Genomic DNA, 438 nt, shown 5'->3' with positions numbered 1-438 from the left:
ATTTTCGTCGCAACAAGGATGGCATTCCGGCCATCGTCGAGCGTATCGAATACGATCCGAACCGTACTGCGCACATCGCGCTGCTGAAGTATGCCGACGGTGAGCGTCGCTACATCATCGCGCCGAAAGGCGTGAGCGCTGGCGATCAGCTGGTCTCGGGCATCAATGCTCCGATCAAGGCTGGTAACAGCCTGCCGCTGCGTAACATCCCGCTGGGTTCTACCGTACACGGTATCGAGCTCAATCCGGGCAAGGGCGCTCAGCTCGTTCGCTCCGCTGGTGCTTCGGCTCAGCTGGTCGCTCGTGAGGGCTCCTATGTGACGCTGCGTCTGCGCTCCGGCGAAATGCGCAAGGTGTTGGCTGAATGCCGTGCGACCCTGGGCGAAGTCTCGAACTCCGAGCACAGCCTGCGTTCGCTGGGTAAGGCCGGTGCCAAGC

General features: G+C 61.6%; 1 protein-coding gene. It reads left to right on the top strand.

The window, feature by feature from the left end; translation table 11 throughout:
* A partial coding sequence (gene rplB, locus ACU8YC_RS28070; protein WP_446896406.1) for a 50S ribosomal protein L2 occupies nt 1-438 on the top strand: 438 nt, incomplete at both ends.

The sequence above is a fragment of the Citrobacter sp. VF227 genome (assembly GCF_052950715.1).
The sequence above is the reverse complement of the archived record's forward strand: the minus strand, read 5'-3'. Positions and strand labels throughout refer to the sequence as shown.